Raw genomic sequence first — 24,511 nt, 5'->3', positions numbered from 1 at the left:
ATTCATTTTTTCTCAAGCTTATGAAGATCTCACTGGATTGGCTGAAAACATTCATCTCGTTCGACCTGGACCCGGAAACGGTGGCAGCGTACCTGACGGATTGCGGACTGGAAGTGGAAAGCATGCATACGTTTCAGTCGGTCCCGGGCGGACTGGAAGGACTGATCACAGGACATGTGGTGGAAAAGTCCAAACACCCCAATGCCGATAAGCTGAGCCTGACCAAAGTAGATGCCGGAGGATCAGAGTTGTTGCAAATCGTATGCGGAGCGCCCAATGTGGCTGCAGGTCAGAAAGTGATCGTTGCACCTGTCAACTGCACCATCCACCCTGTCACCGGCGAGCCATTCACCATCAAGAAATCCAAAATACGCGGAGAAGTATCCGAAGGAATGCTATGTGCCGCTGATGAAGTAGGACTGGGAGAAGATCACTCGGGTATCCTGGTATTACCGGAAGATACGGCGGTAGGTGTGAAGGTGAAAGACCTGTTTGATGTAACCAGCGACGTGGTGTTCGAGATCGGACTAACCCCCAACCGCGGCGACGCTGCTTCCCATCTGGGCGTGGCACGCGACCTGCTCGCTGTACTGAAACACAAAGGTGTGCCTGTGGAATGGATCCACAAACCGGCATCTATACCAGAAAAAGAAAGGGGCAGCAAACACATTACCGTTGAACTGAAACGGCCGGATGCATGTCCGCGCTACAGTGGGGTAACCATTGAGAACATCCGTATCGCACCTTCACCGGCGTGGTTACAGAACCGGTTGAAAGCCATCGGCCTGAAACCCATCAGCAACGTGGTGGACATCACCAACTATGTGTTGCACGAATTGGGACAACCGCTTCATGCATTTGACGCCGATCAGATCAGAGGCGAAAAAGTGGTGGTGGAGTGTTTACCCGAAGGCACCCCGTTTGTTACCCTGGATGACAAAGAACGGAAGCTCCGCGCAGATGACCTCATGATCTGCGATGCGGAAGGCGGCATGTGCATCGGGGGTGTATTCGGAGGTATCGTTTCCGGCGTGTCCGATACCACCCGTTCGGTATTCCTTGAAAGCGCCTGTTTTCACCCTGGCTTCATCCGTCGTACCTCGTCACATCACGACCTGAAAACCGATGCGAGTTTCCGTTTTGAACGCGGCACCGATCCGGAAAACACCCTACAGGCACTGCGAAGGGCTGCCTCTTTGATTTGCGAACTGGCGGGTGGTACCATCACATCTGATACGGTTGACTTATACCCCGAGCGCATTGCACCTCGTCAAATCAACATCCGTTATGCCCGTGTACACCGGTTGTTGGGCAAACAGATACCACCGGAGGAAATCAGGCAGATCCTGGAAGCATTGCAGTTCGAATGGCTGGAAGATCGCCTGGACGGAGCATTGATTGCCGCACCTACTTTCAAAGTGGAAGTAACCCGGGAAGCAGATGTGATCGAGGAGGTACTGCGTATCTATGGTTGCAATTCCATTGAGGCTTCCACACATACACAAATCGGCTATGTGCATGAAAACCGGAGAACACCGGATCGCATCCGCAATGCAATGGCCGACCTGCTGGTGGCCAACGGATTCTCCGAGATCATGTGCAATTCCCTTACTTCGGAAAAACACCTGACGCTGTTTCCTCCGCCCGACCAGATGGAACCGGCACGCATCATCAACCCGTTGAGTTCCGACCTTAGTGTGATGCGCACCAGCATGCTCATCGGCGGATTGGAAACGTTGGTGTACAACATCAACCGAAAAAATCTTCAATTAAACCTCTTTGAGTTCGGCCGCACATATGCACGGACAAAAGATACCGTTGATGCGGATGCCTACCGGGAACAATCGTGGTTGGCACTTTACACCTCCGGCAATCGCCCGCTGCACCGTTGGTCAGGCAAAGAAGAGGAAGCGGGACTCATCTTCCTTAAAAGTTGTGTGGATCAGATTTTCCGGAAAGCCGGACTAGCAGGCGTCACCGGGACAGAGGCTGCATCTGTCGGATTTTCCGCCTGCCTGTCATATGCCGATCAAAAGGGTGAACTGGCAGTTGTTGGAGAGATTGCCCCTGCTGTTCGCAAGCACATGGACCTGAACCAACCCGCTTTCGGTGCTTTGATTCACTGGGAAGGATTGCTGGATCGCATGCGTGCTCTGGGCCCGATCACTTACAAAGAAGTTGGCAAATTCCCAGCCGTCCGCCGCGACCTGGCACTGCTGCTGAACAAATCCGCCTCATACGCAAGCCTGGAGGCCATTGCATGGAAGTACGGCAGCAAGTTGCTTCGGGAAGTAAGGTTGTTTGATGTGTTCGAAGGAGAGAAAATCGGGAAAGACAAAAAATCCTACGCCATCTCCTTCACCTTTCGGGATGATGAAAAAACCCTCACCGACGGATGGGTAGACCAAACCATGAAAAAACTTGCTGACGGATTCCGGAAAGAGGCTTCGGCCGAAGTGCGCGAATCCTGATCGGTTCGTTTTTGAAGAATTTCCTAATCCTTGCTGTAAAGAACACCCGCTTTGTTGGCGGAGGTGATGATGCCTTTGATCATGGCCGAACTGAAGCCCTGATGTTCCATTTCATTCAGACCGGCAATGGTGCACCCTTTTGGGGAAGTTACTTTGTCGATCTCCATTTCCGGGTGATGGCTTCTGCTAAGGATCAATGAAGCAGCCCCTTTGGCAGTCTGAGCCGCCATCTTGAGCGCTTCTTCCGCATGGAATCCGATCTCCGTTCCTCCCTGTGAAGCTGCGCGTACGGCACGAAGGAAGAATGCAATTCCACAAGCCACCAGTGCGGTTGCCGCGGTCATATACTCTTCTCCGATGATCACAGTCTCACCCACGGTATCAAACATGGATTTTGCAAGCGCTACATCTTGTTCGGGTGCATTCAAGGTTGACAAACAAGTCATGGATTCACCAATGGCAATGGCGGTATTTGGCATGGCGCGAACCACGCGGTTTTTACCGCCCAACAAATGCAGGATATCTTTCGATGACACACCTGTTACCAGAGAAATGATCAGTTGTTTACCTGCCTTAATCACCGGTTTGATTTCGGTCAATGCCGAATTGAATTGTTGTGGCAACACAGCCACTACAATGATATCAGCACCGACCACCGCCTTGGCATTTTCGGTAGATACATTGAAGCCTTCCTTCTTCAGGGCTTCCAGGTGGCTGGCACGGCGGCGGGTCAATGTGATTTTGGCAGCGTCGTATTTTTTTGACTTGGCCAGGCCCCGGGCAAGGGCTACACCCAAATTTCCCGCACCGATGATGGTGATCTTAAGTTGTTTGGTATCCTTCATGTGGAATGAATCTTTTCGATATGCGACGTGCAATGATACGGAATTCAGCCGGCAATGAGGGCGATGGCCTGCACGGACACCCCTTCTTCCCTGCCTTCAAACCCCAGCTTCTCAGTGGTTGTTGCCTTAACTGAAACACAACCTGTATCTATGCCAAGGATGCCGGCAAGTACTTGTCTCATTTCATCCAGGTAAGGTGCGATTTTCGGACGTTGAAGAGCTACGGTAGCATCAACATTCACCACACGGTAACCTTCATTCGCCAGGAGTCGCACAACATGTTCAAGAAGGATTTTGCTGTCTATGCCCTTGTATTGGTCCGAAGTATCGGGAAAGTGCTTGCCAATATCACCGAGTGCGGCGGCACCAAGAAGTGCATCACAAATGGCATGGATGAGCGTATCGGCATCGGAATGGCCCACGGCCCCTTTTTCATGGTCGATACGTATACCTCCCAACCAAAATGGGTGGTTGGTTTCCAGGCGATGGACATCGTAACCCAGACCTACTCGAAGATTCATGTTATTCTGTACCGCTGTTTTCAGCACCCAGTCCGCCAAAATCAAACACAAGCGTAAATCGCAATGTGTTCTCCAGGGGATGTTTTTGTTGGGTAGGAATGAGGTATGCAAAATCCAACCCGAACACGTGGTACTTCAGTCCGGCTCCGATGGTGAAGTATTTCCTGTTTCCCTTGGTGGCATCTTCATGAAAATATCCGGCACGAATGGCGAATTGGTTATCATACCAGTATTCGGAACCGAGGGAGAAATTGTATTCCTTCAATTCTTCGCTGAAACCACCCGGTGCATCATAGAACGATGCCATGATACCGCTGGCGATGGAACGATCCGGGTCATATCCTTTTTTAATTGTGCCATCTGAATTATAGATGGGGGGTGTAGGCACCAGCAATTTATTCACATCAACCAGGAACATTACTTTGTTAAAGTCATCCATTTTGATGAGCAGAGAGGTACCCATGCGACCGTTGATTGGGATAAAATCCCTGTCTGCATTCTGGGTGTAGGATATTTTAGCACCGACGTTGGTGATGGCAATACCGTATGCAAACATCACGTCACGGTTGAACATTTCTGTTTCCTTGCGGTAGTACCCTGAGACATCCGCTGCTACGGAGCGGCCTGCATGGCTTGGATTTCCATCGACAACAAACCCACCGGTCAGGTTGGAATAAATGTACCTGAGACTCAATCCTCCCGACCAGTTTTCGGAAAGCATGCGTGCGTAAGAAAAATCCACCGCAAATTCATTGGGGTTGAAGTTGCCTGTAACGTTACCCACGATATCGGTGAAGGTGATGTCTCCGAGTGAAAAATACCGGAGGGAACCTGCAACGGTTTGTGTAACTCGTCCGCCTTTCAGCACCTTGTAACCTGAAATATATGCGAGATTAATATCCGGAACGAGGGATCTCAGCCAGGGAATGTAAGACATTGAAAATCCCACATCACGACTGCTGCCTTTGCCTTTTTCCAGGGGCGTATCTTTGATAAATGCGAATTTGGCAGCATTCCAGTGACCTGAGTTGGGATCGGGTGTAGACGCGACGCCTGCATCACCCATTCCTCCTGCCCTTGCATCCGGGCCGATCATGAGAAAAGGAACCGCCGTTGTAATGGTATTGATGCCACCGGTAAGCGTATCAACGGTGAGCTGTGCCTTTGCAGAACCTGATACCAGAAGTCCGGAAAGAACGATGCAAGCAGCGGCAGCTTTTTCGAGTGATGTATTTGATTTATTTCTCATGAGGGAGGGCAAATATACGAAGCTTTATTATTTCTTATAATTATTTAAGAATCACCAGTTTTTCGAGTTTTTCCACATTGTTTCCGTCGGGTGAAGCAACCCGAAGTCGGTAAAGGTATACCCCTTTCCCGATGCGATCTCCAAAATCGTCAAGTCCGTTCCAGGCAATGGGTTCAGAACGAAATCCATCTGTGTTCATTTGCTGGTGGATGGTTTTGATCAAACGACCTCCCACTGTATATATCCGGATCTCCACATCCATGTCCGTTCCTGGCTGGTTGTGCTCGAAGTAAAAATCGGTATGCGTGGTAAACGGGTTGGGATAATTCAACACATGATCCAATGCCAGTTCGGCAGACTCGGATACCACGAATTCTGTATATACCTCCGATGATCGGTTGTACACATCCCACACCTTTAATTTGACTGAATGCGCGCCTGTCTCCAGGTTCTTGAAAGGATATTGGATACGCCCGCTTTGATACTGATCAAGGTCCGCTTCATAGTAGTCATTCAAAACAAGTGTCTTATCGGTTTGCCCATCCAACACGGCGGTGATATCATGCCCTACCCCATTGCCCACGGTATTCACACCACTGCTGTCAAATACCGTTGCCAGCAGAACCGGATTTTCATCTGTAATGCCGCCAAACACAAACTGCTCATTGTTCATATACAATTTGATTTCAGGACCGATTGTATCCACTGCCGAGCTATCCAATGACCCTCCAATCCAAAAATCCTGGTTGGAACCATGCGCATCCACTTTGGTATTTTCGGAATAATAGCTCAGGCGTCCCAGGCCATACTGATAGGCGATGTCTTTCGGAACAATGAAACTGAACGTGAATTCACCGTTGTTTACGCTTGCTTTACCCTTGTAGATAATGCGCTTTTGCACATTGAACTTGAACGGGCTTCCTCCGTCATTGGCAAGTGTTTTCACATTCTCACTTTTATCGTAAAGGGTGGGATAAATGATGCCATTGAATTTGGACATTTTATTTCCCAACGGATCCGCTACATACCCGGTAATGGTGACTTTTTCAAGTGCCCTCAAGGTGTCCGTATAGCTGACCCAAGGATGGCCGTTCAAACTCGTTGTAACGACCCTGTTTTCAGGATAAGACATACGCAAAGCCGGATCACCCAACAAAGTGAAATTTCTATTGTTGACAAGGGAGCCGCTTAGCACCTTGGTGATCCGATAGAGGTCGCCCATGCGAGGCATCTCACCATTCACTTCTTCAAAGAGGTTGCTCAGAAAATTCTTATTCAGCGCAAAATTAGGACCTGCATTTACCAGCCGTACTGTTGTGAAAAGTGCTACTCCTCCGCCATTCGGGTTCAGCAGCATGTACTCGCCTGCGGATGTCCGCTCGGGATCGTCAAAACGACTGAACTCACAGGTGGCCGTCATGAAAACAGGCAGACGACTGAGGTTCTGGTAAGATTTGATATCCGAAACGTTCAGTACCCGCTCATGTGCCCAGCCCAACTCTCCGCCATGCCCCGTGTAATTAACGAGCAGGGCACCTGATTCTATCCTTCTGTTAATGGCGTCGGTAACATCGGGATATCGATCACCTGCTGACGTTGAGAGTTGTTGGTACGAGTCAAAGAATATTTTGTCTATGTCATAATCATCGTAGGTGGTATCAATCATTGTAGCCAACTGATCCGATTGAGACATATGGAGATTGCCATCCTCATCATCAGCAACAAAACAAAGTACGTTGCGCCAATCTCCCAGAGATGCGGGGTCATGATAATGAATGATCTTATTGACAACCGCCTGGGCTTCGGTGACATTTTGCACCGGCAACCGTCCTACGCCAATGTCCACGAGATCCGGATCCTTCTCAAGCCATCTTCCTTCGTTGTCATCCAGCAAACCGAAATAATCATCCGACACATAAGACTGGGTGGGTGAAACGCTATTTGGGGACTGGTATGCGGTGATGAAGTTGGTATTCACCGGAAGGCGGCTCTTGGGATCATAGGACCCGTCTCCAAAAAGCATCAAATAACGCGGCGCCTGGTCAGGGGTGGAAGCCTGATCGTAAAACATCTTGACAAAATCGCGGATGGCACTCACATCCTGACTGCCGGAAGAAAATTCATTGAAAATCTGCGCAGGCGTAACGATAACGGAAGTCACCCCGTCATCCTGGAGATGAAAGTCAGCCAATTGCTGGGCCTGGTTCATAAAATCAGGTGCGGCAACGATCAGCATATCATAAGTACCTGTAGATGCCAGGCCGTGTAAATCCTGGTTGGCAACCGCTCCAAGCAGCACCGGAGTTGTAAATGACGACCCATTGAATGCAACAAATTTGCACAACGAATTGGCTGCCTGCCTGTACACCCATTCTCCTGACATGATGGTTCCTTGCAAATTAACCGGCTCAACAGGATTTGTCACATCCCATACCTGGATATTGGAAGATACATTGCCCAAGTGATATTCCGCTACTTCGCCCGTACCTATTGATTGCGCATCCTGAAACAACATCTGGTCTCCATACATGGATAGTTGGCGTCTCGCGTTCACGGCAATGTAGTTCAACCAACCGATTGAGGAAGCATTGTATTTATTGAAACTGACGTTCACCTGAAAATCAGAACTACTTGGCACAAATGTTTTGACCGTTTCCGACACCGACGCGTAATCATTGTAGTAAATGCCGCTCACAGCTGATACGGCCATAGGGAAAGACAATCCTACAGAAGGCACCGAAACGGTAAATGAACTGGGATTAACGATGGAACGTGCCGCTACGTTTGTGGTGATCGTCATATTGGCGCCTGGAACAAGGTTTGGAAAGGAAAAATCAAAATCGTAGTTGGTCAGGATGTCGAATACTTCTCCAAACCACATCCTACCTGATTTAAGCAGGTTTACCTGATCTGACTCATGGTATCCAAAATCATCAAATGAACTGACTGTCTTGGTCGGACTTAACGACGATGAGATTCGGTTGATCATGCGTTTACCCACTCCCCCTGACGCAGTGATGAAATAATAGGTATAATCGTCATAGAGGTGAACCTGATGAAGATACCGTTGCTTGGTGCTATCATAGTACCACTGATTGGGGTTTTCTCCATAAAAAAGGATGTAGTCTCCTGCATCAAACTTTCCGTCTGATTCTCCGGAAACAAAAATGGCCTTTTCAGGCAAATCGTCATACCGAGAGTCGGCATTGGCCTGTGGCAGCATCCCTCCCTCTTTTCCATAGATTTTAATATTTCGTGGATCGATGGTTTTAGGATCGATGCCTAAGGAGACCAGATCGGAGTACCCCAAATAAACGATGCCATTCCGGTTCACCGCTAGTTTGTACCAATCGCCGGAAGCAAGCACCGAATGAGGAGCATATGTTCGGGCCTGAACCTTTGAGACTGGCTTGGGAACCTTTCGGTATTCCAGGGAAAAATGCGCCAGTTTTTCCCACCCACCGGTAGCAGGGTTTTTACGAAACGGATTGATTTTCAGAATAATATAATCCTGCTTCCTCGAAATCGCTGTTTTCAATTCCGGCAAGGCATTCGTCGCTTCCGGGGTGAAGTTGGCAGCCGCAAGTTTACTCTCTTCCGGCCCCATTGGAATGTAGGTCGGAGACCAGCTTTCGGTCAACCAATTTGAACGGTTGTCACCTTCAATCACCTCCATATACAGCGGCATAACCTGATTATCCTCGTAATCAGCATGCTCACATGAGAAACGCGTAAGCTTCACCTCATCCGCAAGCTGTACGGTTTCCAATGGGGCCCATTTCACATCCCGCGTCAGCGTTTGCGCCATGATGTTCTTTAAGGGTGCCCCTAGCAATAAGCAACACAAAAACAATAACCTCCAATCGGACTTCATACCTCTATGATTCATTGAATGCGCAGAAAAACAGTGCATCCAAAACGGGCTAAATCAGCGAATATTGTAACTTTTGATATCACGACTGTTATATCATGTACCAGCGGTTTAAAAAGCGCATATTATGGATTGCACTCCGCCAATTTAATACAAATACCCAAAAAAATACAGAACATTGACTATTAGGAAAATTAGGTCTACATTTGTATATTGTGTTGGGAGTGCATAACTCTGAAACTTATTTTTGTTTAGTCCGTTGGAAGTACTTCTTGAGAACAAAGCTGTTATGAAAAAACTTTCTGTGTTGCTGTGTCTCATTGGCTTTCTTGGCGCCTTACCTACCAGTAAGGTATTCGCCCAGGATCCCGAGTTTACCCAGTTCTACGCCAACCCCCTCTATCTCAATCCTGCTTTTGCAGGTACAGGCAGATGTCCGCGTATCATTATGAACTATCGCAATCAATGGCCTGCCATTTCAGGAACCTACGTCACTTACAGTGCCTCTTATGACCAACACATCGACGTGTTGCAGGGAGGATTAGGGTTACTGGTACTGAATGACAAAGCCGGTCAGGCGACGTATAATGTGACCCATTTTGCGGGGATGTATTCATACCAACTCAATATCAGCCGGCAGTTTTCCGTCAAGGTGGGCTTCCAGGGTATGTACATCCAACGCAAGATTGATTGGGACAAGCTGAACTTCGGAGATCAGATTGATCCGAAATATGGTTTTGTTTTATCAACGAACGAAACGCGGCCTCCGGATAGCCGTGGTTACATAGACTTCTCTGCTGGAATTCTGGGATATTCCAAGAAATATTTCTTTGGCTTCGCGGCCCATCACCTGACAGAACCCGATGAGGCCTTCATTACCTCCGGATCCAGTAAACTTCCAATGAAATACACGGCCCACGCCGGAGCCTTGCTTCCGATGGACCGTGGCGAAGAGTCTTCCATTTCACCAAACATCCTATTTCAGAAACAAGGAGACTTCAAACAATTGAACCTTGGCCTGTACCTGAGTAAGGGTCCTTTGGTGGCCGGCCTCTGGTCGCGCATCATAGAAAGAGACGCATTGATCCTGGTGCTCGGATTCCAGGAGGGTATTGTTAAGTTCGGATATAGCTACGATGTGACCATTTCGAAATTAAGCAACGCCACGGCGGGAGCGCACGAGTTTAGTTTCCAGCTTCAATTCGAATGCAGGCCTAAAAAACGGAAATTCAGGACAATAAGCTGTCCTTCATTCTAGTTAATTTACTTACCACTCACTTTAAAAGGAAGGTTAATCAAATCAAGTAAGCCATGAACAGGAGACAAGTGTTTTCGGGATTCGCATGCGCATTGGGGGCGCTGATGCTGGCTTCCTGCGGAAAGGAGAAGTCTTCAGCTACAGGCTGGAACTACAACGATCCCAAAAATGGCGGTTTTGAAGTTGTTTATTACGAAGAACAAGAAACCGGACCAGGGCTCGTGCTGATTGAAGGCGGAACATTTGTTTTCGGCCGTGTTGAACAAGATTTCGTCTACGATTGGGATAACATACCACGAAGAACTACAGTATCGTCCTTTTATATGGACGAAACGGAAGTGGCAAACATACACTGGCTCGAGTATCTGTGGTGGTCAAACCGCGTCTTCGGTATGGACTACCCTGAAGTGATAAAAAGCCGTTTGCCGGATACCCTCGTTTGGCGTGAAAGACTCGCTTACAACGAACCCTACGTAGAACTTTACCTGCGCCATCCGGCCTATCATTTTTATCCTGTGGTAGGTGTAAGTTGGGTTCAGGCAAGCGACTTTTGCGCATGGCGTACTGACCGCGTAAATGAAATGATCATGATACGTGAAGGTATCCTGAAAACCAATCCTGACCAGATTAACGAAGACAACTTTAACACGGATGCGTACCTGGCTGGTCAATATGAAGGTCTTGTGAATGATCTGCTGACCGACTTGGATCCAAACAAGGATTTGCGCAAAGTACGCATGGAAGATGGAATCCTGCTCCCGAGGTATCGCTTGCCAACAGAAGCCGAATGGGAATACGCAGCTTTGGGCCTGATCGGAAACACTGTATGGGAGCGTGTTACAGAACGGCGACTCTATCCGTGGAATGGCCACATGGCTCGTAATCCGGATGAACGATACAAAGGATTGTTCCTTGCCAACTTCGTTCGCGGCCGTGGTGATATGATGGGTGTAGCAGGATACCTGAATGACAATGCGGACGTTACCTCACCTGTTCACTCTTATTGGCCCAACGATTATGGCCTGTACAACATGCCAGGTAACGTAAGTGAATGGGTGATGGATGTCTATCGTCCCCTTTCTCTTGAAGACCAGGATGAATTCCGTGCTTTCCGTGGAAACGTATTCAAAACACAGCTTCGCGACGAAGACGGATTCATTGCTGAAAAGGATAGTCTTGGTCGCGTCATCCAACGTGAAGTGAATGAAAAGGATGATAATCTTAGCAACCGTCGGAACTACCGCGTCGCTGATAATATCAACTACCTTGACGGGGACGAGGAAAGCGAAGTTACCTACAACTACGGTGTGGCTTCCATGCTAAATGACAAGGCCCGCGTATTTAAAGGTGGTTCGTGGAGAGACCGTCAGTATTGGCTGGTACCCGGAACCAGGAGATATCTGGATGAAAACCAATCAGCAGCAACGCTTGGTTTCCGCTGCGCCATGCACAGGGTAGGAAGTCCTACCGGATTTGGTGGTACACCCTACGGCAGATAATATTTTCTATTGTGAAGAAAACGGCATCCCTGAAAAGAGATGCCGTTTTTTTGTATCTGCTCGCATCAACCAAAACGGGTGGGAAATATGTATATTCCCCATTCATTTGCATAAACCATGACCCACCCAGATCTGCTCCGGCTGTACAATCAGTTCCTTGAACATCCTATGATCTGCACTGACACACGCCAGATTATCCCTGGATCCATATTCTTTGCTCTAAAAGGTGACCGCTTTGATGGCAATCAATACGCCGCCAAAGCGATATCAGGTGGATGTTCACTGGCAGTAGTCGACGACCCCAAAGTGGCTTCAGGGAATTCCTACCTGGTTGTTACCAACGTGCTTACTACGCTACAAGATCTGGCAAGGCACCATCGGAGGCAGTTTAACATTCCTGTTCTCGCCATCACCGGCTCCAATGGCAAAACTACCAGCAAAGAACTGATTTACGAAGTGATATCACGCAAATGGAATACCCTGGCCACAGTCGGAAATCTTAACAATCACATTGGTGTACCGCTGACATTGCTAAGACTGAAACAAGAAACTGAGTTTGCAATCATTGAGATGGGAGCAAACCACATCGGTGAGATCAAAACACTATGTGAAATAGCCGAACCAGGGTATGGTCTCATTACCAATATAGGCTTTGCACATCTTGAAGGGTTCGGCAGTCCGGAGGGTGTACTGAAAGCAAAAAGCGAGATGTATGACTACCTGCGCTCGCATCAGGGGACGTGTTTTGTAAATGCACAGGATGATACCCTTATGCATGCGAGTGAAACTTTATCGCGCATCACGTTTGGAGGAAACCAGTCCGTAATACAGGGCAGCATTCAGCCATCCGACGATTTAAAATTACATGTGGAATGGGTCTTAAACGGAGAGCATCATCACACCGGTACTCATCTAACCGGTGCATACAACCTATCCAACATTCTTGCGGCCATCGCCATCGGGCATCACTTTCAGGTTGATGTCAGCGAGATACACACCGCATTATCTAGCTACATCCCAACCAACAATCGGTCACAAATCATCAAAACAGAGACCAATACTGTTATCCTGGACGCTTATAATGCCAACCCCAGTAGCATGCAGGCTGCTTTGGAGTCTCTTAACATGCAGCGTCATCCGAATACCTGGGTATTTCTTGGCGATATGCTGGAACTCGGTGACCGGGCATTACAGGAACACACCCATATCCTTCACCTGCTTCAGGAAAAGAGAATGAAAAACGTGGTTTTAGTGGGCCCCCTTTTCCGGTCAGTAGCAAACCACCTGCCGTTTCATGTATTTGAAACGACCCAGGCTGCCAAGGAATGGATCCTGACCCATCCAATAAACAAGGCGCTGATCCTCATCAAAGGTTCAAGAAAAATGGGATTGGAAGCAATGGTTGAGGTGGTTTAAGAGGCCTTCGGTTCACTACCATGTATGGCATCCAGGTAGATCTTTCGAATGATGATCCAGCAGGATGCCAATAAACCACCAAAGATCAAACCCAGCAAAACGCCAGCCCACTCGGATAATTCAGAGGAATCAAGTGGCGGCACCGGAACGTCTATCACCTGAATAACGGGCGTTTGGTCCAAAAGAACCATTTTGGTCATTTCTAGATTCTTGACAATTTCGGCGTACATCACGTTCAGAATACTTACTTCCCTTCTTAAACGTATTTCAGCCAGAAACCCTTCAGCCTTTTGAATCAATTTATTTGAGTCCTCCCATTTGGCCAGTTGAGCTTCAGCAGAGGCTAGTGCATTTCTGACCGAATCTGCACGGTCCTCAATATACTTTAAAGTCTTCCTGGTCTTCTGGGTTTTATTGCCGATGTAGTATTCCGATACAGCTTCAATCAAGGACTCTGCAAAATTTTTCGCAAAATCAGGACTCTTAGAAACACAAGTTATGAGCAGAATATTGGCTTGTGCATTGGGCTTTTCAACGGTAAGTATTTTATGCCTGATCCTTTCGTACATCAATGTCATAACACTATCTGCCAACCTTGAATTAGGTTGATCTATAAAATTCGCAAACACCAACTCCTGCAACCCAGGGTCTGCGTTCTTATCTTCCGCCCACTTCTGTTTCCAATTGAATGATTGCAGCAAGCCATCCGCCAACGTCATTTGCTCTCCATTGATCCACGCATGTTTCATAAGGGCATTCTGCACTATGTGCCTGGATTTGATCAATTCCGAGATGTTATCCTCACTGATTGCAGACTCCCCACCCAAACCCATGTTCAAACCGAACTGATTCATCAGAGAAGAATATTTGGCCAGTACTCCGTTTGCCTGGGAATCATCAATGATAAAGGAAAGAGTAGCCGTATAATTGGGCGGATTGATCAACGCATAGACAAACCCCAACGCACCAAACCCCAACGCACAGACGACAACAATCAGCCACTTTCGCAGCAATTCCTTCCAGAACCCTGATATCTTATGAGCAATCTCCTTCAAGGAGATTTCATCGTTCACACGTTGTTCTTGCGACATAGCATTAATTAGCGACGCGATCGATCAGGATCCATAGGGTAAGCACACCCGTGGCCTTGATCGTGAAATTTTCGATCACCTTGTTCCAATCGGTTGGTTTGCGTTCCTCTTCAATAATTTGTGGCTTCCTTTTCACCACAATCCTTGACCCACGAACAACCCGGGGATATATCTTAAAGAGCCCGAAGTTCACCGGTTTTCTTTCAATTCCATTGGGATACTGAACAAATGTCGCACGTTTGAGACTGTTCTCATTGAAACCGCCCGCAAACTTCCGGATATAATAATTGGCCCTTCTCCCCATAAACGGTGCACTGATGGACTTGTCCAACGTGTTGCCAATTGCGCCGGAGATATGGATCAGATCAAGGGTTTTTGGAATGTGGATGGAATCTCCGTCATGCAATATCAGGTTGTAACGGGAGTTGGGGCGCTTCAACGCCGTAACCAGGTCAAGAAAAACAGTACCCAGGCTATCTGTGCTGCGGTACATCCTTACCCCTTTGGTAAATGCATAATCACGCAAACCACCGGCACGCTTAATCACTTCCGCAACCGATTCATCCTTTCTCAAAAGCGCATAGGTTCCCGGATACATCACCTCACCAGCCAGCACCACATTCTGCGGTGGCACAAAGTCGGGATTCGTACGCACAAAAATCTCATCAAACGGTTGAAGCCTGTAATCTTCATCATGTTGCCCAAGGCTCAGGTTACCGGCTACCGCCACTGTGTTAACCACCGCCTTCACAGGAACCACCCTATTGTTCTCGGTTTTGTAATCCACCACCCTGAAGATTTCAATCCGTTGATTAACCGCTTCGTTTTTCAGTCCCCCTGACATCAGAATGACATCCTTGAGGGACAAACCGGCACCGAATATATATTTACCGGGATTACGAACCGCCCCGAACACTTCCACCTGAAGATCGTCTTCAAAATCGAGGTTGCTCAGCACAATCACCTCATCCCTGCCCCGCAATGGAATGTCATCGGCCCCACCAGGGTTTTTCAGAATAGCATCCAGATTCAATGATATGTATTTACGAACATAATCCGAATCCAGGCGGATCAGGTACGAGCGGTCCGAATAGGCATCTGCATGCAATCCACCGGTTTTTCTCAGAAGGTCAGAAACCCGGTCACCTTCTTTTACTTCGTAATCTCCGGGGACTTTGAAGCCACCTATGGCCTTTACATTGTTCACGTAACCATCCTTAATCGGGTTCACAATCAATTGGTCTCCGTCATGCAGCTGAAAAGCCTCCGGATTTGCTTTGATTGAATCAAGGGGTATGCTGATAAGCACCTGCTCATTGTTCTGCACCCGGCTCAAGGAAATGTATGTACGATAAGCCTTTGCCTTAAAATCCCCGGCGAAGCGGATCGCATCCAGAATATTTTCGTTGCCCTTGATCTCATAGGTTTGGGGCCGATGTACCTCTCCCTGCACAGTGATGGATCTGCCCACCACGGGTACGAAAAGGAAATCGTTCTCTTGCAGGTAAATGGCTTTTTGTTTACCCGGATCCATCAGAAACTGATAGATATCCAAAGAATCAACATTGATTCCGTTCCTTCGCACCATGATATTCCGAAGACTTCCGCTAACCGTTGGTCCGCCCGCAGCATTCAACGCAAGGATACTTGAATTCAATGCACTGATGCTATACGTTCCCGGGTTTTCAACCTCACCCACAATGTGAACGCTGATGGTGCGGGCTGTTGCCAATGAAATCGCCATTTCCGAATTCTTAAGATCCAGTCTGCGGTTCAGTTGACTGGCCAACACCTTGCGTGCCTGGGCATAGGTCAGGTCTTTCAGATAGACCCTGCCCAACAGTTTATGGTTCACGTATCCGTCCTTCTCAATCCGAAGCACGGCGCTGAAGTCACTAAAACCCCACACAGAAATTCCAATCTCATCACCTGCATTCAGCACATAGTCATCCGGGGCATTGATCTCACGGTTTTTATTGTAGTATCCCAGGTTACCATTGCGGAAGAGGTTAAAACCATAAGGCAGACTGTCTTTCTGTTCCCGTATATCCAGCGAGTCCATATCCCCCAGGGCACTGGTGGCCTTTTGCAGCATGGTATCGGGTGACTCAATCCGGAAGTAATCGTTGGCAGATTTCGATGAATCGCCTGAACCGGGAGACTGTCGGTTCCGATAGTATTCCAGGATCTGCTCGTCGCTCATCCCGGCTTCTTTCAACTTGGCATACACTTCCGCTTTGTTTATGCCACCTGATGGAATGTTGTCCACCTGTGCATGTACGGTTCCCATCGCCAGCATGACGCCGACAGACAGCAGGGTTGCTATTTTTCCTTTCATAGTGCGTATTACCGGCACCTTACCGGAATCGTTCAAATTAACCTTTCAATACTGAACGAGAAATCACAATTTTCTGGATTTCCGAAGTACCCTCGTAGATTTGGGTGATCTTGGCATCACGCATCAGTCGTTCCACGTGATACTCCTTCACAAATCCATATCCGCCATGAACTTGGACCGCTTCAACGGTGGTTTCCATGGCTACGCGCGATGCGAATAATTTGGCCATTGACCCGGCCAGTGAATAATCGTTACCGGTGTCTTTCATCCACGCTGCTTTCAGGCAGAGCAATCTGGCTGCCTCTATTTCTGTAGCCATATCTGCCAACTTAAACTGGATGGCCTGGTGCTTGCTGATTTCTGTACCGAATGCTTTTCTTTCCTTGGAATAAGTGAGGGCCAGTTCATATGCACCCGATGCAATTCCCAAAGCCTGTGCTGCAATTCCTATGCGCCCACCTTCCAGGGTTTTCATCGCAAATTTAAAACCGAACCCATCTTCTCCGATCCGGTTCTCCTTGGGAACCTTCACATCGGTAAACATCAACGAATGTGTATCAGAGCCACGGATGCCCAGTTTGTTTTCCTTCGGACCGATCTCAAAACCAGGCATTCCTTTTTCAACAATCAAAGCGTTGATGCCACGATGACCGTCTTCAGGGCGTGTCTGTGCAATGACCAGATAGGTAGATGCGGTACCGCCGTTGGTGATCCAGTTCTTGGTACCGTTCAGCAGGTAATGATCTCCCTTATCTTCTGCAGTGGTTCGCTGGCTGGTGGCATCCGAGCCTGCTTCCGGTTCCGACAGACAAAAGGCTCCGATTTTTTCCCCCTTGGCCAGGGGCACGAGGTACTTCTGTTTTTGTTCTTCAGAACCATATTCTTCAAGGCCCCAGCAAACCAACGAGTTGTTTACTGACATCACCACCGAAGCCGAGGCATCCACCTTGGAAATCTCTTCCATAGCCAATACATAAGAAATGGCATCCAGTCCGCTTCCACCGTACTTCGGATCCACCATCATTCCAAGAAATCCAAGTTCTCCCAATTTCTTCACCTGTTCTGCAGGAAACTTCTGGTGCTCATCCCTTTCTATGACGCCGGGTTTCAGCTCTTCCTGCGCAAAATCCCTGGCAGCCTGACGTATCATCAATTGCTCTTCGGTGAGATTGAATTCCATAAATCCTTATAATTGTATTGATTATTAGCGAATTAAGGGAAGCAAAAGTAGCTTTTTATCCCATGCAATACTACACATTTCTGCGCAGATCACAGCAATCGCCCTGCATCCCGGTATTTTCGGGCATGTAGCCGGTTCACGCACACCCTCAAAAATGGAAAAAAATCAAACGGTTCTTGGTCTGGGACTGATGTCCGGAACGTCACTCGATGGCGTAGACCTGGCACTATGCCGGTTCGAACGAAACCCTACCGGTTGGCAATATGATCTCCTAGCTGCCGAAACTGAACGGTACCCTGATGAATGGGCAAACCGGTTGTCAACCGCACATGCGCTCGGAGGCAGGGACTTGATGCTATTAGACAGGTCTTACGGGAAGTGGCTCGGTCAATTGTGCCTTTCGTTCATACAACGCCAGGGCACGTCCATAGACATCATCGCATCTCACGGTCACACCCTATTCCACGAGCCCGGTATGGGGATGAATTGGCAGGTAGGGAATGGAAATGAAATCGCGGCGGTAACCGGTTGCACCGTAGCCTGTGATTTCCGGTCATTAGACGTTGCTTTGGGTGGACAGGGAGCTCCGCTTGTTCCCATTGGCGACCGGCTGTTGTTCGGATCATATGCAGCCTGCCTGAACCTGGGCGGCTTCGCCAATATTTCCTATGAAAAGAAGGGTAACAGGATGGCATTCGACATTACGGCTTGCAACGTCGTGTTCAATGCACTTGCCGGGGAGCATGGACAGCCATATGATGAGAACGGACAACTCGCACGATCCGGCCGAATCAATCATTCATTGCTGGATGCATTGAACAACCTCTCCCAGACACAAGGCAAATCCCTCGGACGGGAATGGTATCAGCAATCTATAGGGCCATTGATAGACCGGAAAGAGATCACTGCTGCAGATCGGGCGGCTACCTACATGAGGTACCTGGTTGCACAACTGGCCGGTAGCAGTTCTGAAGTACCCGCGGGTAAAATCCTGGTGACCGGCGGCGGTGCATACAATTCATTCCTGATGGAAGAACTCAACCGCATGCTGCCGAACAGGGTGGAGAAAGGAACCGATGAGCTGATCAACTTCAAGGAAGCCATTGTATTCGCTTTCCTGGGGGTACTCAGGATGCACGGAGAGGTCAACGTATTGCAATCTGTCACAGGTGGCAGGCGCGACAGTTCTTCCGGCATATTGATATCCGGAGATAAGAAAGGCAGGTGACCTTGCGGAACCTGCCTCTCGGGTAAAACCAGATTGTAGTCGGATCAATAATCGTCGAAATCCATCTCTTCCGAGTAGTTTTCGTCAAATCCTAACAGCTCGTCGTCGGAGAGATACTGAATGCGATCTTCCTCCTCATTCTCCTCTTCGTCTTCCTCTTCTTCCTCATAGCTTGCTTCGAAGTCATCGTCATCGTCATCCATGAAATTTTCGTCATCCTCATCATCGTCTTCCATCCGGGCTTTCTTGGGCAGGTCGAGTTCTTCGTCGCCCTTTACCTTTTTTGCGGCTTTACCGCTTGGCTTGTTGTTGCTTCCTTTTTTCATTGTGTTTACAGTTCCATACAATGGGCACTGCCCATGTCTTACAAATTTTTGCAAAAAAACGCTCTTTTCAAAAAAAACCCAAGCAATTCTACCATCCCCTTTTTCATGGCGATCAATAACCCTTATATACCTCCCAACAATGAATTCTCAGGATTCAACGCCCCCGGAGAAACCCGATCCGGCAACCAACCGGCACGGAAACACAACCCGTTCCGATGTTCCGGGGTGAACTTATCACCAGCTTTGTTACATTTGCGGGCATAAACTATCTAACAACTACGCTATGTATATTCTAATGGTGTTGGTATTTGTTCTGGGTTATGCAGCCATTGCCCTGGAGCATCCGTTGAAGATTGACAAAGCCGCATCTGCCCTGATCACGGGCGTACTGTGCTGGACGATTTACATCCTCGGAGCGGAAGGCATCGTGCATTATGACCAGATCCCCGCCACCTTGCTCGAACTGTTCAGCGAAGGCGGGAAGTCAATGGATCACCATGAAACCATCATCCATTACATCGCCGAATACCAGTTGTTGGAACACGTGGCGGAGATCGCCAGCATCCTGTTCTTCCTGCTGGGTGCCATGACCATTGTTGAAGTGGTGGATGCCCACGAAGGTTTCCGCCTGATCACCGACCGGGTACGCACCACCAACAAGGTGAAACTGCTTTGGATCATCAGCATACTCACTTTCTTTTTCTCCGCCCTGCTCGATAACCTGACCACAGCCATTGTGATGTCAGCATTGCTGAGAAAATTGATGAAAGACAAAGAAGACCTCTGGATTTTTGCCGGCATGGTAGTGCTTGCAGCCAATGCGGGTGGCGCCTGGTCGCCCATCGGTGACGTTACCACCATCATGCTGTGGATCGGCGGACAGGTAACTGCCATGAACATCATCCTGATGCTGCTGGCTCCGTCACTCGTATGCCTGCTGGTGCCCATGCTGATCGTATCCCTGTATATGAAAGGCAATGTCACCCGACCCATCGGTGGCGACGATGACCACGGCAACGACCCTACCAGCCAGTCCGAAAGAAAAATCGTATTCATCATGGGTGTGTGCGGACTCCTGTTCGTGCCGGTATTCAAAACCTTCACCCACCTGCCCCCGTTCATGGGCATGCTGCTGAGCCTGGGTGTGATGTGGATCACCACCGAGATCCTGCACCGTGGCAAACTGGCCGAAGAAAAAGCCGGGCAAACCGTTATCAGTGTGTTGAAAAAAGTAGACATCCCCACCATCTTCTTCTTTCTCGGAATCCTGAGTGCAGTGGCTGCGCTTCAATCTGCAGGTCACCTAACGGCACTTGCCGGTTTCCTGGAAAAATCGGTCGGCGACATCTATGCAATCAACATGATCATCGGACTTCTTTCCTCTGTGGTTGACAACGTACCATTGGTGGCCGGTGCCATGGGAATGTATGACCTGGGTCCCTATGTGCAGGGACAAGCCTATCCGGTAGACCATGCCTTTTGGGAATTCCTGGCATACTGCGCAGGTACGGGTGGCAGCTGCCTCATCATCGGATCCGCAGCAGGTGTGGCCATCATGGGCATCATGAAGATTGATTTCATCTGGTACCTGAAGAAGATTTCATGGCTGGCTTTCATCGGTTATATTTCCGGTGCGGTCACTTACATCGTGATGCAGTCCATGCACTGAAAAACCTGATTTTAATTGTTACCAAAGCCCCGGAAGAATCCGGGGCTTTTTGTTTTGCGATCACCGCGTATCACACTAAAATCAACAATTCAGTGTTTAAAAATACCAGGCGACCGGGACCACCGGGCATAGGTCCCGCCGTATTTTAGCATATTCCAATTTCTGCAAACTCAATCCAAAATCTTTGTTGCGTATGGCAATCTGGTTGCTTCAAATCACGGAAACTGCAAACACCATGGCCGAGGGGATGGGCGATGTGGTACAGGAAGAAAAGACCCTGAGCATCTTCTCCCTGCTTCTGAAAGGCGGATGGGTGATGATCCCGCTGGCGATCCTCTCCCTACTGGCCGTTTACATTTTCGTGGAACGCATGCTGGCCATCCGCAAGGCGTCGGATGAAGACACCCACTTCATGAACAACATCCGCGACTTCATCCACGACGGCCGGGTGGATTCCGCCAAGGAACTCTGCAAACGCACCGACAACCCCATCGCCCGTATGATTGAAAAGGGGATTTCCCGCCTGGGTCGCCCCTTGTCCGACATCAGCACCGCCATCGAAAACGTGGCGCGCCTCGAAGTCTTCAAACTTGAAAAAACACTGGCCACCATGGCCACCATCGCCGGTGCCGCCCCCATGCTGGGCTTCCTGGGTACGGTAATCGGGATGATACGCGCTTTCCATAACATGGCTACCGGGGGTGCCAATATCGAGGTGAATGCACTCGCAGGCGGTATTTATGAAGCCATGGTTACCACGGCAGCCGGCCTCACCATCGGAATTGTTGCGTATGTAGGATACAACATCCTTGTATCGCGCGTGGAAAAAATGGTGAACAAGATGGAAGCCCGTTCCATCGAATTCCTGGATGTGTTGCACGAACCTGCGAAATAATATACCATGGCGATCAAGTCGAGAAATAAGGTAGAAGTAGGATTCAGCATGTCGTCAATGACGGACATCGTGTTCCTGCTGCTCATTTTCTTCATGCTCACGTCCACCCTGGTCACAACCAATGCACTGAGGGTGGACCTACCATCCAACGACACCAAAATCACCAAAAGGGTGGAGAATGTGGCCATCACCATTACGTCTGACCTGAAGTATTATGTGGATAAAAAACCGGTGGCAGAAGGCCAACTAGAAACCGCGCTGCTGGCTGCCATGGCAAAAAACCCGGAAGCATCGGTAGTGTTGCACGCCGACCGGTCGATACCTCTTGACAATGCCGTGAAGGTGATGACCATCGCCAACAAGCACAAGTATAAATTCGTGCTGGCCACAACCCCGAACAAATAAACATGGCTGTAAGCTCAACAAATAGCGAAAGAACAGGCCTGCTCGTTACCCTTGGCATACACGGTCTGCTCCTGCTTTTGTTTTTGTTGTGGGGATTGCACTACATGGTGCCACCGCCGCCAGAGATCGTGCTTGAAGTTGACTTCGGTACAACCGAAGATGGTTTCGGCAATGTGGAAGAAACACCCGCCACACAGGAAAAGACCCAGCCGAAGGAAGTAACCGAAGCGGCCACAACATCCCCGCAACCGGAAGCACAACCGGAAGAGGTGCAAACCCAAACCACACCGTCACCAGTCACCCAAACCAAAACCACCCCCAAGCCCACCCCAAAACCGGTGGAGAAAGAACCCGATCCTCAGCCGAGCACCGCCCTGCAGAAAGCCCTGGAAAAAGCCAGGAATCAGCAGAAAAACGGCGGCAGTGAAGGGGAAACCACCGGAACGGGCAACCAGGGAGATCCGGAAGGAACAGATTCTAATGAAAAAGATGGTCCCCCAGGAGATTTTGTAAATGGTCATTATAGAAAAGTGGTCTCTAAGATCCTTCCAGAAACTGATTGCCCCATTGGCGCCTCGATAGAATTGATTGTGATGGAGATCATCGTGAACCAGGACGGAACCGTCATCCGGGCCAACCCGGTGTTGTCCAAATCCACCACTACAGACCCCTGCCTGGTCAAACGTGCCAGGGAAGCGGCTTTAAAGTCGAAATGGAACGCTGACTATAGTGCTCCCCCCCAACAAAAAGGTCAGTTCAAATATCGATTCGAGCCTAGCTGATCAGGTTCATGATTCCTGCGAAAGTGACCTTGCCACATGGAAGACATTTATGTTCGACCGGATGGAAGCCACCAAGGCACTAAGACGTCAAGAAAAAGAATGCATTCTTCTTACCTCGGTTTGTGCCTTTGTGCCTTCGTGGCATAAACCGATTGATGTAAATTCGGTGTAAAACACCAACTTTGCGGCGTGATGACCTACGCACAAACATTGGATTACCTGTTCAGCCACCTGCCTTCTTTCCAACGCATCGGTGCAGCCGCCTACAAAGCCGACATGGGCAACATCATGGTGTTGTGCGAACACCTCGGACATCCCGACAAAAAATTCCGCAGCATTCACATCGCCGGTACCAACGGCAAAGGGTCCGTGTCGCACATGCTGGCATCGGTATTCCAGGAAGCCGGTTACAAAACAGGATTGTATACATCGCCCCATCTGAAAGACTTCCGCGAGCGCATCCGCGTGAACGGCGCCTACATCCCCGAAGATGCTGTGGTGAGCTTCACCGAGAACATCCGCGAAACCATGGAGGAACTCCAACCTTCCTTCTTTGAAATCACCGTGGCCATGGCCTTTTCATATTTCGCCGATGAACAGGTAGACATCGCCATCGTGGAAACCGGCATGGGCGGACGGCTCGATTCAACCAACATCCTCTACCCCGACGTATCGGTCATCACCAACATCGGGTGGGACCACACCGCATTCCTGGGAAACACCCTGGAAGCCATCGCCGGCGAAAAGGCAGGCATCATCAAAGCCGGAGTGCCGGTGGTAGTCGGACAAACGCAAGAGGATATCCGGCATGTATTTGAGAAGGTGGCCGCCGAACGTGCAGCCCCACTGATCTTTGCGGATGCATCCGTGGAAGGACCAGCCGAAGCATCACAGCCGTGGACGTACGTCACTCAAGACAACGAAACCTACACCATCACACCCGGACTCGGAGGCGGATACCAGCGCGACAACGTACGAACGGTGCTGGCCACGATTCCCCTGCTTCGGGAGAAGGATTGGCAACTGAGTCAAGATCAGGTGGAGGCCGGCATCCGCAACGTGATGCACCATGCCCCGCTGCTGGGACGGTGGCAGGTGTTGCAGAAAGAGAACCCGACAGTGATCGCCGATGCCATGCACAACGTAGACGGCATCCGGGCTTCGCTAAAAGAGTTGGAACATCTTCCGCACAAACACCTGCACTTTGTATTCGGCACGGTGAAAGACAAAGCCGTTGCGGATGTGCTGCCCGTGCTGCCCCCGCATGCCACTTACTACCTCTGCCAGGCACAAATTCCCCGGGCCATGGATGCACAGGAATTGCTGAAGGCATTCACAGAAGCAGGACTTCATGCCTCAGCCTACCCAACGGTGAAAGACGCCCTGCAAGTTGCCAGGAAAAATGCCGGACCGGGAGATGTGGTTCTGGTCGGAGGCAGTATCTTCGTGGTGGCCGAAGTGCTGTAA

The 24,511-nt window shown here is 49.3% G+C and carries 18 protein-coding genes; 10 read left to right on the top strand and 8 right to left on the bottom strand.

Annotated features, from left to right (window positions below):
* The first annotated feature begins 20 nt into the window (after positions 1-20).
* Positions 21-2,471 carry a phenylalanine--tRNA ligase subunit beta gene (locus tag H6585_00890; GenBank protein MCB9446882.1) on the top strand — a complete coding sequence of 817 codons (2,451 nt, stop codon included), beginning with the start codon at positions 21-23 and terminating at the stop codon, positions 2,469-2,471.
* Positions 2,472-2,494: 23 nt separating this feature from the next.
* On the opposite strand, the gene proC is transcribed toward H6585_00890, so the two are convergent.
* Genes proC through porU form a run of 4 tightly spaced genes read right to left on the bottom strand, consistent with a single transcriptional unit; the run spans position 2,495 to position 8,894 of the window.
* The gene (gene proC / locus H6585_00885) at positions 2,495-3,316 is read right to left on the bottom strand and encodes a pyrroline-5-carboxylate reductase (protein ID MCB9446881.1); all 822 of its coding nucleotides are present in this window, start codon (positions 3,314-3,316) and stop codon (positions 2,495-2,497) included.
* Positions 3,317-3,360: 44 nt separating this feature from the next.
* Entirely contained in the window at positions 3,361-3,837 is a 477-nt protein-coding gene (locus H6585_00880) for a 2-C-methyl-D-erythritol 2,4-cyclodiphosphate synthase (protein ID MCB9446880.1), read from the bottom strand.
* Between the two features lies 1 nt (position 3,838).
* The gene (gene porV, locus H6585_00875) at positions 3,839-5,086 is read right to left on the bottom strand and encodes a type IX secretion system outer membrane channel protein PorV (protein ID MCB9446879.1); all 1,248 of its coding nucleotides are present in this window, start codon (positions 5,084-5,086) and stop codon (positions 3,839-3,841) included.
* 40 nt (positions 5,087-5,126) lie between these two features.
* Positions 5,127-8,894 (bottom strand): type IX secretion system sortase PorU, encoded by a 3,768-nt coding sequence (gene porU, locus H6585_00870; GenBank protein ID MCB9446878.1) that lies wholly within the window; start codon positions 8,892-8,894, stop codon positions 5,127-5,129.
* Positions 8,895-9,246: 352 nt separating this feature from the next.
* Between porU and H6585_00865 the strand changes: the two genes are divergently transcribed.
* The 3 genes from H6585_00865 to H6585_00855 all read left to right on the top strand — a co-directional run bounded on the left by H6585_00865 (position 9,247) and on the right by H6585_00855 (position 13,130).
* Positions 9,247-10,215 carry a type IX secretion system membrane protein PorP/SprF gene (locus tag H6585_00865; GenBank protein ID MCB9446877.1) on the top strand — a complete coding sequence of 323 codons (969 nt, stop codon included), beginning with the start codon at positions 9,247-9,249 and terminating at the stop codon, positions 10,213-10,215.
* A gap of 53 nt (positions 10,216-10,268) precedes the next feature.
* Entirely contained in the window at positions 10,269-11,714 is a 1,446-nt protein-coding gene (locus H6585_00860) for an SUMF1/EgtB/PvdO family nonheme iron enzyme (protein ID MCB9446876.1), read from the top strand.
* Between the two features lie 168 nt (positions 11,715-11,882).
* Positions 11,883-13,130, top strand: a complete 1,248-nt coding sequence (locus tag H6585_00855; protein MCB9446875.1) for a UDP-N-acetylmuramoyl-tripeptide--D-alanyl-D-alanine ligase — start codon at positions 11,883-11,885, stop codon at positions 13,128-13,130.
* Here the strand turns inward: H6585_00855 and H6585_00850 are convergent.
* The 3 genes from H6585_00850 to H6585_00840 are packed head-to-tail and all read right to left on the bottom strand — an operon-like array spanning position 13,127 to position 17,739.
* Entirely contained in the window at positions 13,127-14,221 is a 1,095-nt protein-coding gene (locus tag H6585_00850; GenBank protein MCB9446874.1) for a hypothetical protein, read from the bottom strand. The two genes, H6585_00855 and H6585_00850, sit on opposite strands and share 4 nt — an antisense overlap.
* 4 nt (positions 14,222-14,225) lie before the next feature.
* Complete coding sequence (locus H6585_00845; GenBank protein ID MCB9446873.1) at positions 14,226-16,559, bottom strand: SLBB domain-containing protein; 2,334 nt, start codon at positions 16,557-16,559, stop codon at positions 14,226-14,228.
* A gap of 37 nt (positions 16,560-16,596) precedes the next feature.
* On the bottom strand, positions 16,597-17,739 hold the full coding sequence (locus H6585_00840; GenBank protein MCB9446872.1) for an acyl-CoA dehydrogenase: 1,143 nt from the start codon (positions 17,737-17,739) through the stop codon (positions 16,597-16,599).
* Positions 17,740-17,893: 154 nt separating this feature from the next.
* Between H6585_00840 and H6585_00835 the strand changes: the two genes are divergently transcribed.
* On the top strand, positions 17,894-18,967 hold the full coding sequence (locus H6585_00835; GenBank protein ID MCB9446871.1) for an anhydro-N-acetylmuramic acid kinase: 1,074 nt from the start codon (positions 17,894-17,896) through the stop codon (positions 18,965-18,967).
* A gap of 44 nt (positions 18,968-19,011) precedes the next feature.
* Here H6585_00835 and H6585_00830 read toward each other — a convergent pair whose 3' ends face one another.
* Positions 19,012-19,293: a hypothetical protein gene (locus H6585_00830; protein ID MCB9446870.1), complete on the bottom strand. Its 282-nt coding sequence runs from the start codon at positions 19,291-19,293 to the stop codon at positions 19,012-19,014.
* Positions 19,294-19,576: 283 nt separating this feature from the next.
* On the opposite strand from H6585_00830, the gene nhaD reads away from it, so the two are divergent.
* The 5 genes from nhaD to H6585_00805 all read left to right on the top strand — a co-directional run bounded on the left by nhaD (position 19,577) and on the right by H6585_00805 (position 24,511).
* The gene (nhaD, locus tag H6585_00825; GenBank protein ID MCB9446869.1) at positions 19,577-20,962 is read left to right on the top strand and encodes a sodium:proton antiporter NhaD; all 1,386 of its coding nucleotides are present in this window, start codon (positions 19,577-19,579) and stop codon (positions 20,960-20,962) included.
* 235 nt (positions 20,963-21,197) lie between these two features.
* Entirely contained in the window at positions 21,198-21,857 is a 660-nt protein-coding gene (locus H6585_00820) for a MotA/TolQ/ExbB proton channel family protein (protein ID MCB9446868.1), read from the top strand.
* A 6-nt stretch (positions 21,858-21,863) separates the two neighbouring features.
* A complete protein-coding gene (locus H6585_00815; protein ID MCB9446867.1) occupies positions 21,864-22,262 on the top strand; it encodes a biopolymer transporter ExbD in 399 nt (132 codons plus the stop codon).
* Between the two features lie 2 nt (positions 22,263-22,264).
* Positions 22,265-23,044 (top strand): hypothetical protein, encoded by a 780-nt coding sequence (locus tag H6585_00810; protein ID MCB9446866.1) that lies wholly within the window; start codon positions 22,265-22,267, stop codon positions 23,042-23,044.
* Between the two features lie 192 nt (positions 23,045-23,236).
* Complete coding sequence (locus H6585_00805) at positions 23,237-24,511, top strand: bifunctional folylpolyglutamate synthase/dihydrofolate synthase (GenBank protein MCB9446865.1); 1,275 nt, start codon at positions 23,237-23,239, stop codon at positions 24,509-24,511.

This window comes from Flavobacteriales bacterium (assembly GCA_020635855.1).
Classification (GTDB): domain Bacteria; phylum Bacteroidota; class Bacteroidia; order JACJYZ01; family JACJYZ01; genus JACJYZ01.
The sequence above is the reverse complement of the archived record's forward strand: the minus strand, read 5'-3'. Positions and strand labels throughout refer to the sequence as shown.